General features: G+C 30.9%; 8 protein-coding genes. 5 read left to right on the top strand and 3 right to left on the bottom strand.

Annotated elements, in window-relative coordinates:
• Positions 1-1088: FAD-dependent oxidoreductase (locus WBN21_RS09330; protein ID WP_424199622.1), on the bottom strand; the 1088-nt coding region annotated here is incomplete at its 3' end.
• A 1059-nt stretch (positions 1089-2147) separates the two neighbouring features.
• On the opposite strand from WBN21_RS09330, the gene WBN21_RS09325 reads away from it, so the two are divergent.
• From WBN21_RS09325 to WBN21_RS09305, 5 genes are all read left to right on the top strand, one after another.
• A complete protein-coding gene (locus tag WBN21_RS09325; RefSeq protein WP_424199620.1) occupies positions 2148-3539 on the top strand; it encodes an exopolysaccharide biosynthesis polyprenyl glycosylphosphotransferase in 1392 nt (463 codons plus the stop codon).
• A gap of 48 nt (positions 3540-3587) precedes the next feature.
• The gene (locus WBN21_RS09320) at positions 3588-4364 is read left to right on the top strand and encodes a polysaccharide biosynthesis/export family protein (RefSeq protein WP_424199618.1); all 777 of its coding nucleotides are present in this window, start codon (positions 3588-3590) and stop codon (positions 4362-4364) included.
• 119 nt (positions 4365-4483) lie between these two features.
• Positions 4484-6898 (top strand): GumC family protein, encoded by a 2415-nt coding sequence (locus WBN21_RS09315; RefSeq protein ID WP_424199616.1) that lies wholly within the window; start codon positions 4484-4486, stop codon positions 6896-6898.
• Positions 6899-6951: 53 nt separating this feature from the next.
• Positions 6952-8325: an O-antigen ligase family protein gene (locus WBN21_RS09310; RefSeq protein ID WP_424199614.1), complete on the top strand. Its 1374-nt coding sequence runs from the start codon at positions 6952-6954 to the stop codon at positions 8323-8325.
• Between the two features lie 32 nt (positions 8326-8357).
• Positions 8358-9719: a lipopolysaccharide biosynthesis protein gene (locus tag WBN21_RS09305; RefSeq protein ID WP_424199612.1), complete on the top strand. Its 1362-nt coding sequence runs from the start codon at positions 8358-8360 to the stop codon at positions 9717-9719.
• Between the two features lie 33 nt (positions 9720-9752).
• Here the strand turns inward: WBN21_RS09305 and WBN21_RS09300 are convergent, their stop codons facing one another.
• Positions 9753-10898 carry a PKD domain-containing protein gene (locus WBN21_RS09300; RefSeq protein WP_424199610.1) on the bottom strand — a complete coding sequence of 382 codons (1146 nt, stop codon included), beginning with the start codon at positions 10896-10898 and terminating at the stop codon, positions 9753-9755.
• 337 nt (positions 10899-11235) lie between these two features.
• Positions 11236-11703: polysaccharide deacetylase family protein (locus WBN21_RS09295; RefSeq protein ID WP_424199608.1), on the bottom strand; the 468-nt coding region annotated here is incomplete at its 5' end.

Below are 11703 nucleotides of genomic sequence, written 5' to 3'. Positions count from 1 at the left end.
GGAATATACTTCGGAAAAAAGGTAATATACTCACCAGCAGTTTCATCTGAATCAACCAAAGAGCTAATTCCAATGACTCCAGTAAACGGCGAATTAACATCGCCCATATTTAAAACGTAATATGGTGTCAGCTGCTTTTTTGTAATCAAAGCTAAACAAACCACACCCAAATACTCAATTGGTTTATCGTTTTTTACAATTTCACAAAGTTCTGGCGAGGTTACTTGTTCTAAAACATTTACGGGCGCTGTAAAAATAACTTTGTCAAAATATTCCACTTTATCATCATACTGTACTTCTATGCCGCCGCCTTCTAGTGGCTTAATACTTTTTACCGATGTGTTTAGTAGCGTGCTAGAGTTGTTTTTAGATAGCGATTGTTCCAAACGGTCAAACACCGTTTTATAACCACCAGAAACATATCCCATATAATCCTTTTCAACAGGATGCTCGCGTGCTTTAAACAATCTACGAATATACGTCCAGATAAAAACTGCTGAAACGCGTTTATAATTCTCACCTAGTTTTGCTAATAATAAAGGCTCCCAAAATTTGTTGAAATTTTTTGTACCGCCCATTTTTATCAACCAATCTTTTACGGTGGTTTTTTCTAATTTTTTCCAATTACTTATTCTGCCACCATAAAAAATAGTGAATACAAGCCTAACTTTATCCCAAATATTTAAAAGTGGAAACAACAAAAATTCTTTCGGGCTGTTTAGTGAATAGAATGATTTATTTACATAATAACCTGTAAACGATCGACTCCATTTTAATTTATCCTCCAGACCTATGTCTTTTATGAGATTTATTAAACTCCCATCGGTTGGCACAATTACATGGTAAAATTTATCCCAAGTAAAGCTGCCGTAATTATAATGTGTTGACAAACCACCTAACTGTGAATCGCGTTCAAAAACCTTCACAGAGGCATTCTGCTCAGAAATTCTATATGCAAGTGACATTCCCATTAATCCGCCACCAATAACACCTACTTTCAATTTATCAGATTTTTTTGGCATTCCGTTTTTGGAAATGTTAGTTGTATGATTAATTTGGGAATCCGCTAAAACTGAATTTTTTTCCATTTTATTTTGAAAGTTTTTATAGAGCATTCATTTTTGCAGTTAATAAAAGTGTTTTATTGACACGTGATCTGAAACGGGCAAAATGCATAGCAACAATATTGAAAATTTACAATCCAAAATACAAGTGTAGGACTTTTACCTATCCGTTAGCAAACGTAGAGTTATTATAATTAATAAATGAAAAAATTAGATTAACTACCAATATATCAATTGTTGTGTTTTTACCTAAGATAAAAGGTGTATTTCTTACGATAAATGAATATAATTACAGAAGGAAAATCTTCCAAAAATCATTTTTTCAAAACCTTTAAACTTGAAAGATTACTGAAATAAATATCGGTTACAAAAACATATCTCTAAAGAACTCATTAATGCTTGCAAATTTTTCCATTAAATATTTTATTTGTTAAATAAATAAACAGAAATCTAATCAAATTACATTGCCCAACTTACAGCTAGTTGAAGGTGTTTCATTAAGTTAGGCGTCATTTCCCCTTGTAATCCTTACTATATAATGTTTTATAACTTTTCGTACAAGAAAAGCGTCCTATTTCATGATTTTGAAGGCTAATGATTTCGGGTGATTGGTCAATTATGTCGTTAATCTACTACACCATTGAGGGACAAACGATTTTTAAGCTTTTAATCGAAAAATTAAATATTTTTTTTACATACTAGTTACTTTTATTCCCAAAACGTTAACATAGTATAACGCACAATTCAATAAAAGAGGGAAAAAATTTAAAGTAAAATTTTATGTATTGTGCATTTTTAGAATTATTTTTTTAATTTAATTTACCTGCTCATATTCAATAATATGACAAACTTTTCAGACCCAAAAACTAAAACAATTTTGTTTTTTTTATATGGTTTGTATAAAATAGATTTGCTAATTTAATTAAAGAACTTAAACCAAAAGCCCCTGCTAAAAATGATAAAATTATTGTTTAATTTGAATGATGCAGGACACTTTTCAATAGCCATTGACAAGGTGATTATTCTAGTGTTATTGTTGCCTCAAACTCTAGATTTTTTAAAGTTGAATAAAAACCAATTTTAATGAATTCGAAAAATAGATATATACTTATTAAACTGCTATTATTTGAGTTTGTTTTATTGAATTTGGTACTGACACTATATTTATATTTCAGATTACCAGAATTTTCATTTACTGAACCAGCGTTTTTATTAAAAATGTTCCCCATTTCATTAATATATAATTTTGGGTGGCTATTTATTATACTATATATCAGGGATAAAGAATTCTACTTTGACCCAAATTACAGCTATTTTAAAAATATTTTAATTTCTTTGTTTTTCTTTGTAGGATTTGTTTCTACTCTTGTGATATTGTTTAAAATCAGATACTTCGCGCGATCAACCTTTATTTTTCCAATTTTTATTTTTTCATACTTAAATTTACTCAGTCATAAGTTTTTACTTAAATTTTTAAAGAAAAAAAGCGCTAATCTTTTTTCTAAAACCTTATTGATTGGATCATCTCTTGAAAATTCAAATCTAATTGGTTTTACAAAAAATTTGGATCGCTATGGTTACCACCTAGTAGGTTATCTTGAAGATGGAATTGAGAAATCAAAAAACAAACTAAAATTAAACGTTTTTGGCAACATTAGTGAATTCACTAATGTCTTAAATTCCCATCCTGTTGACGAAGTTTTTATTGCTGTATCAAAAATTGAAGAGAAAAAAATTATAGAATTAATACAAATCGCAGATAGTTTTGGGGTTCGTGTTAAATTAATTCCTGAAAATCCAGAATTATTGGCCAAAAAATTTAAAACCGGAACCATAGGTGATTATGCTGTATACAAACTGCGCCAATCGCCATTGGATAATTTTAATAAAACCATAGTAAAAAGTTTATTCGATTTTTGTTTTGCATTTTTATGTATTATAATATTGTCACCAATATTTTTGATTATTGCTGTTTTAATACTTTTGGATTCAAAAGGCCCTGTTTTTTATACACCACTTAGAAAAGGAGAGTCAGGTAATTCTTTTAAATGTTACAAGTTTAGAACTATGTCCATAAATGACGACCCATTATTTGGTACAAAATCAACAATTAAGAATGACCCAAGAATTACCCGAATTGGCAAGCTTTTAAGAAAAAGTAATTTGGATGAGCTGCCCCAGTTTTTTAATGTTTTAAAAGGAGAAATGAGTGTTATTGGCCCAAGGCCACATAGAGCCAATTTACAGCAGGATTTTAGAAAAAGTGTAAATGACTATATGGTAAGGAGTTATATTAAACCGGGAATTACGGGTTGGGCGCAAGTAAATGGTTGGAGAGGCCCTACAATTACCAGCGAACAAAAAAACGAACGGATAAAACATGACTTATGGTATATTGAAAACTGGAGTTTTTGGTTAGACATTAAAATTATTTTCATGACTATTTTTGGAAGAAATGGCAAAAATGCATTTTGATTTAATAGTTATATAAACAGAAAAAAGAAGCTTAATAAGAATAAAATTATGTATTTAAAAATAAACAAATTATATGTGATATTGTTATTTATAACATTATCATCATGTTACACATCTAAGGAGATTAATTATTTACAGAGCGACATAAGCCAATTTGTAGTTCCCACTCAATTAACCGAATATTTAGTTCAGGAAAACGATATTTTAGATATTAAAGTACAAAGCAGAGATCCTGAACAATCAGATTTTTTCAACATAACGGCGTTAGACAATAGAGGTAACGATGCAAACCCAGCATCTATGTATCTTACAGGCTACTCTGTAAATAGCGATGGCATGATAAATCTTGCCATTGTTGGAGAGGTTAAAGTAATTGGGCTTTCAGTAAAAGATATTAGAAAATTAGTGCAAAGCGAAATAGACAAATTTTTAGTAAATGCAACTGTTTCGGTAAAAATTACAAATTTTAAAGTTTCTGTACTTGGTGACGTAAAAAACCCTGGTACTCAGTATATTTACAACACGCAAGCAACAATATTTGAGGCGCTTAGTGCAGCGGGTGATTTGAATTTATCGGCAAAACGTACAAACGTAAAATTGATTAGACAGAAGGGTGCAAATTCTATTGTAGTAAATTTAGATTTGACAGATCCAGCGATTATTAGATCTCAATACTATTTTATGTTTCCTAATGATGTGTTATATGTAGATACATCTGAAAGAAATATTGCCGATACCAATGTTAAAAATAATTTAGGGATTTTTGCGCTTATTTTATCAGCCATATCAACAACCGTTTTAGTTGTAAGCTATATATCAAAGTAATATATAAAATATTTTTATTTAATATTTAGCGACTGGTATCTAAAGGATTGATAAATAAAATAATACTATGAAACTGAGTTTCATGAACCCTAAATTAAAATACTAGATTAAAAATAAAAATGAATTTAAAAAGAGATGCACAAATGAACCCTCAGCAAGAGGTAAATTTGAAATTATTTTTACAAAAGGTATATAACAATAAATGGTTTTTCATTTTAAGCCTATGTTTTTTTCTAGGGTTAGCCTTAGCATACATTCTAGTAGCCACTCCCAAATATGAAGTATCCACATCCATTTTAATTGATCCATCAGGCAATAGTCGTGCTTTAGGCGAAAGCAAGTACGTTGATGGTGGCGTTAGCCTAATGGAATTGGAAAAAAATCTTTATAACGAAATTGGCATTATTAAATCATTCAGTTTAGTTGATCAAACCGTAACAGATTTAGGTTTTAATATTTCCTATTATTCAGGAAACTGGATGAAGTCTAAGGAACATTATAAATATTTTCCATTTGAAGTAACTCTTTTAGAGAATGAAACACAACTCTTCAATGTGCCTTTCAAAATTCAAATTCTTGCAAATGAAAAATATAAATTAACCATTGACGCCAATAAATTTATAGTTTTAAATCCTTCTACCGGGTTTACTCACGAAGTGGATAAAGCGCTATTTTTCACACAAACATTTTCATTTGGTGAAAAAGTTCAAAATGATTATTTCAACTTCATAATTGATAGACCTAATTACAAAATTAGCCCTGGTGATTTTAAAGACCTTGAACTAAGTTTTAAAGTTCATGATCTGGATGATGTAGCAAATGGTTATTTAACTAATTTAAAAGTTGATAATATTGATATTCAGGCAAGTATTTTTAAAATTGTATCTCAAGGCGCTGTTGTTAATAAGGAAACCGACTTTCTTAAAAAATTAACTGACAATTACGTACAAAATAAGCTAGCGTCTAGAAACAAAACCGCGACATTAAAAGAATCATTTATTCGTAATCAACTTAGGATAATATCGGATTCTTTGACTAGGGCTGAATTAAATTTAGAAATGTTCAAAAAAGACAAGCGGGCACTTAATTTGGGAGAAAAAGCATCAAATGCCTTAGGCAGAACTTCAAATTTACAGATGGATGCTGCGAAATATAGAATGAATATTAATTATTATACTTCTTTAATTCAAAACGTAGAAGCTAATAGTCTTTCTGACGATTTTGTTATACCAACTGCGGTTGGAATTACAGATCCTTTAATAAATGAAAACATCTTAGAACTGAAAAGGCTGGCTGCTGAAAGAACAAAAAAGCGTTTTTATGTAACTGAAAATAATCAAGAAATAAGCATACTAAACAAGCAGATAAAGGAATCAACAAGCTTGTTAATTAACAACTTACGTAATGCTATTAGTTCTTCAAATTATGCCTTACAAAGAATCAATTCGCAGTTATCTAGTTATGATGGTGTAATAGAATCTTTGCCAATGCAAGAAAATCAATTGCTTAATATTCAAAGACAAAGTACGCTTTATGAAAATTTGTTCAATTATTTAAGTCAGGAATTAGCTAAAACGGGGATTGCAAGGGCTGAAAACATATCAGACACGAGGGTTTTGGATGAAGCAAGAATGGAAGGTTCTGGTCCGGTTGCTCCTCAAAAAATGTTACTATTGGCATTGGCTGCAATACTTGGAACCATTATCCCAATAGCATGGATGGTGTTTTTCGCTCCAAATGATATTATTGAAAACGCTAATCAAATTACGGCTAATACAGATATTCCTTTAATTGCAAGTATTACCAATCATGATGTAAAATTAAATAAAAACAAAGCTGCAGTTTCGCTTTGGAAATTAAAAGAGGCATTCAGAAACTTGAGTGCCAATTTAAAATATATCCGTCCAAAAGAAAAATGTTGCGTGATTGGAATAACGTCAATTATGCCAGAAGAAGGAAAATCTTTTTGTTCTATCAATTTAGGTATAACTTTGGCAGAGGCTGGTATAAAAACGCTTATTATTGATGCTGATTTAAGAAGCCCAAGCCTAGCAAACGGAATAAAAAAAATTAATGGAAAGGGACTTTCCAACTATTTACAAGGAGAAGTTAGTAATTCGAAGGATATCATTTATCCTTATGAAAAGTTAAAAAATCTTCAATTCATTCCAACTACAGTTCTAATACAAGATAATATTCATGAGTTACTTTCTGGCGAAAAAATGAAATCGCTTTTTCTAGAATTAAGTCAAGAATATGATTATATAATATTGGATAGCCCACCAGTTGGTCTGGTTTCAGATTTTGTATTATTTAAGGATGTGATAGACATAAATTTATTTGTTGTTAGAAGAAAGATTGCCAAAATTGGATTTCTTAAAGATTTTGAAAAATTATTGCAATACGATAAAAAGAAAAAAAGTTTTATCATTTTTAATGATGTCATGGATAAAGAACATGCGTATGGCTATGGGCACATGTATGGCACAAATGGAAGTGGAACTCAAATAATTGAAGAATCATTACCAATCTAGATTTTAGTTTTTCATTAAAAAAATCTAACATCAAAACTTGATATTGTCATAAAATGAGTGATTACAAACAGTATTTTAATTGGTCAGAAGGTATACAATTACAACATTTTTATGTTTTTTTCATATTGGCAGCCCTTGCCTCTTTATACTTAGTAATCAAAAGTAAATCTAGATATAAGTTTGAAATATTCTTTCTAACTTTCTACCTTCTAACAGGAAACACAAATTCATTATTAACTCTAAAAATTCCTGGTTTTAGCTTGTTTGAAATACAACCAGAACGTTTTTTGTTTTTTGTTTTTTCATACCTTATTCTTAGAAAAAGCTTATTTGCCAAAACCAAATTTAGTATTTATATAAATGGAAAAACCCCATGGTTTATGGTAGCTCTATTTGGGTTTATAATAAGCTTAATTGTATCACAAATTGTAAATATTTCGCACGTTGGTATTGGACCAGTTTTAAAAAACATTCTGGACGCCCTTAACTTTTTAGTTATTATAATTGCCATTCAATTAATGGCTGATAAAGCCTCTTACGACCTGGTTGGAAAAACTATTATTATTGGCGCTATTGTCTCAACCATCATTAGCCTTATACAATTAACAATAGATCCTTATTTTCTTAGAATAGGTGACAATAGGCTTGCGTTTGGTGGGGTTTTACGATCAAACGGTATTTTTAGCACAGAATATTTCAATTCATATTATTTAATAATTGCTATTAGCTGGGCATTAATTACTATTAAAAACAATCTTTTAAAAATAGGATTGGTATGTTTCTTTTCTCTCGGTGTCATTTCATCTTTTCAAAGAATGAGTTGGATTATCCTAATTTTGGTCATTTTAACTTATTTAATTTATATTAAAAAAATGGCTATTGAGAAACTACTTTTGGCGGGTTTAACGTCCTTAGCTATTTTATTATCCCTTTCTATTTTTTATTATCAAGATATAATGAATAGCTCCTTAGTAAAAGAGCGCTTGTCTGAATCGGTGGATGGTCGGAAAGGCTATTATTCCATGGTGCTTGATAACATTGGCAAAAAACCAATATTCGGATATGGAGACCTTAAAAATGAGGTTTATTATATTAATTTACTCCGAATTACTGGTGATAGAGATAGAGCAACTGCTACTACAGGAGATTTACATAGTGGCTATTTTTCATCGCTATTTCTATACGGCATACCTGCCTGTACATTTTTTATCTTATTTGTAGTACTTGCGGTATTTTATTACTCTAAATCTATTAATGAAAACTTGTATTTCGTAATCCCCTTTTTAGTGGCCATTATTTATATGGTTGGAAATTTAACCAACACCTTTTTATTTTTTAAACATATCACCTTTCTTTTCGCTGTACATATTGGCATTGGCATGGGTATTAATAAAATAAAGGAACAAAATTCTTTTAACTCACTTTAAATGATAGCATTATTAAATTCCCTTACTTGAATATGAAGTTATTTAAAAAGTTAAAAAAGATATTCCTAAAAGGAGATTCTCGATCAGTTCGAGCAAAAAAGAACATATTTCAAACTATTATTATCAAGGGACTTGGGGTATTAATTGGCTTTATTTACTTCCCTTTATCCCTCGATTATCTTGGCGCAGTAAAATTCGGAATCTTCCTAACACTTCTTTCAATCGTTGATTGGTTTTTAAATTTTGATATTGGCATCGGGCTTGGATTACGAAATAAATTTGGCGAATCTGTAGCCCAAAATGATGATGAAAAAGCCGTGCGGTATGTAAGTACTGCGTATTTTGCCTTAGGCGCGGTAATAGTATTGGTAACCATTGTATTACTTGTTCTAAATTTTGTTTTGCCTTGGACCACTTGGCTAAATATTTCTCCTGATTTAGTGAGTGAAGTGAAGTTACTTGGTGCTATAATTATTGTTGCTTTTGGTATTCAATTCGTTGCGCGAAACATCTATGAAATATTTTATGCTTTACAAAAAATGGCGTATGTAGAATTGTTTTCATTTCTAACAAAATTATCTTTTCTAATATTAATTATCATAATTCCATTTATAGTTCCTGACTCACTACTCCTTTTTGGAATTGCCAAATCTTTAACATTTGCCTTAGTTCCATTAATTGTCGGACTGTATTTTTTTAATCGAAAATTCAAAAAGTATAGACCTTACTTGAAATTTGCTAGATGGGATTATTTTAAAGATCTCTTTTCATTAGGGTTCAAATTTTTCCTAATAAAAATTGCCATGCTCATCATACATCAAACCAATAATATTTTAATTGCCAGTTTTGTGTCTTTGGAAGGTGTACCGCAATATGAGGCGGCTTACAAATACCTGTCCATTTTTATGCTACTATTTGTTATACTAAATAATCAGCTTTGGCCATCCAATTTAGAGGCCTATGCTAAGGGCGAATTAGACTGGATGAGAAAATCTATGAATACGGTTGTGAAAATCTGGATAGGCACCATTTTCATAGCCCTAATTATGGTGGTAATTTCACCTTTCATTTATGAACTTTGGTTAGGGAAAAATCTTGAAATACCCATGGCAATTTCAATAACAGTAGCCGTATCAATCTGTCTTACAACCTGGGTAAACATGTTCAACATTGTACTAAATGGAACTGGTAAAATTGGGCTTCAAATGTATTCATGGTTATTTGCAGCACTTATTAATATTCCGGCGTCCTTATTTTTTGTTAAAGTGCTAGATTTTGGAGTAATGGGTATCGTTTTAGGTACGATTACTAGTTTAATTCCATTAGTTATTTTATCACCTATTCAAGTGTATAAAATTTTGGAGAAAAAGGATCGCGGAATATGGTCTAAATAACAGGTTAAAACCAAAAATTAATTCAAGATTTAATTAATTTGGTGCTACTAAATTATAAGAGTCGGTAAGGTAATCCGTATCACCAGGCTTACGCGTAATCATTCGTAATGGTCCCATATGGGTTTCCATACTTGTGATACCTTGTTCTAATGATTTTTGCACGCCACTTTCATTCGCCCATGGCCATTTATAAATGCCCCATTTAGCATTTCCGCCCCACGGATGAGCTTCATAAACGGTGGCAACTTGCTTGTTATATATTTGATTTCCGTTTATCCAAACTTGTAATAATCCGTTGGAAGCGTCGCTCCAAATAGTATGAACAACTATATCCAAAGTTTCTCCAGCAACTGGCGTAATACCTGTTGGATGATATTCAGAATTATTAGCATTATTTACCACATAGATTTCTCCAGCATCATGACCGCTAAATTGACCATCTTTAATAACCATTAATTCCATTTGAGGTGAATCTCCCACAACTGCATGATGCACTTGAAAGAAAAGCCATTGATTATTATTATCTATAATATAATTATTTCCAAAAGTATAAGACCATCCAAACCATTCTTCCGTACCCATTGGATGTTTTACATTCCATGAATTAGTTCTTATTTCCGCTCTCATATTAAAATCTCTTTCACACCATGATGTATCAACTGGTGGATTAACTGGGTCAACAAAAAAGTGTAATTGCCCATCGACTATTGAAACTGCATTTTCATTACATTCAGAATCAATAGTTAATTGATCATCATTAAAAGACTTACCTTTTGACCCTGAATAGTTAGGCAAAGTCATATCGCTCCAACACCATTTTTTTAACCCACTTTCATTTGCTTTTCCTCCCTTTGTAATACATTCCTCTATTATATCTGAAGTATCTACAAATCCTTCCGTAACCGTAATGGTTAGGGTTGCTTTTGCCGTTAAATTCTCTGTATCCGTTACTGTTAGAGAAATATCATAAACTCCTGGGTGGTTAAAAGTATAAGTGGCATTTTGAGATGTAGACGTATCCTCCGGAAATTCCCAGAAGTAGCTAACAATACCACTATCATCAGTTGAATTTATTCCTGTAAAATTAATTTGCAAAGGCGCCTCTCCGATAAGTTTATCGGCCATAGTTACAGCTATAGGAGCGTTATTCTCTATAGAATTTAACGTGTTTGCTGACAAACTTTCATTCGTACATGAATAAAACATAAGCAGCAAGAAAAACAAATGCATTAGAATTTTATAACAAGATACACATAAATTCTTCATAATTTTCAATTAGGGGTAAACCAAAGATGCTAAAATTTTATGTAAAACACGTCAAAACGTTCTTTTTTTTCGTCAAAATACACTTGAGTTAAACGTTGAAATACTGTTTTTAGTTTACAACCACCCTTTTTTTTAAATTTTTCAAGAAGTTTTAGGGTGCAATTATGAATGCTTTTTGATTAAAAAACTAACAAAACAAAAAAAGGTTCTTTAAATAAACTGTTGCCAATAACAATTATATGTCTTCCAGTTAACTGATGATTTTTTTTCCTTTATTAACTAAAAAAGGAAGCAAACCACTTGTTTGCATTTTAAGAACTGGTACTCTGGTAACCTGGTTTATATTAATTCGAGGTAAACTGCAAAGCATGTCACCATTTTCCATAAACAAATTACTCATGTTGGTTGTAGTTGCGGTATTAAACCCAATACTATCGGCACACTCAAATTCTCTAACTGAAGCGTGTTGAAATTTTCCGTAAGGATAAGCAAAGTGTTTTACTGGTTGACCTAATTGTTTTTCCAATTCAATTTTAGATTCCAGAATTTCGGCTTTTAAAACGTCATCTGGCAACTTTGAGAGGTTAAAATGATTGACTGTATGTGCTCCAATAGTAACCAGAGGATCGCTATTCAGCTTACGAATTTCATCCCAAGTCATCCCAAGTTTTGATGAATGAATGTTTAATTCAGGTTGAAAATCTTTAAAAACAGCTTC

This window comes from Algibacter sp., from assembly GCF_049667265.1.
GTDB lineage: Bacteria > Bacteroidota > Bacteroidia > Flavobacteriales > Flavobacteriaceae > Algibacter_B.
Note: the sequence above shows the minus strand (reverse complement) of the source record. Positions and strands in the feature narration are given on the sequence as shown.

Excerpts from the sequence above, each read along its gene's own strand:
- WBN21_RS09310 (WP_424199614.1), top strand. The coding sequence starts at position 6,952 with ATGAGTGATTACAAACAGTATTTTAATTGGTCAGAAGGTATACAATTA.
- WBN21_RS09325 (WP_424199620.1), top strand. The coding sequence starts at position 2,148 with ATGAATTCGAAAAATAGATATATACTTATTAAACTGCTATTATTTGAG.
- WBN21_RS09320 (WP_424199618.1), top strand. The coding sequence starts at position 3,588 with ATGTATTTAAAAATAAACAAATTATATGTGATATTGTTATTTATAACA.
- WBN21_RS09305 (WP_424199612.1), top strand. The coding sequence starts at position 8,358 with ATGAAGTTATTTAAAAAGTTAAAAAAGATATTCCTAAAAGGAGATTCT.
- WBN21_RS09315 (WP_424199616.1), top strand. The coding sequence starts at position 4,484 with ATGAATTTAAAAAGAGATGCACAAATGAACCCTCAGCAAGAGGTAAAT.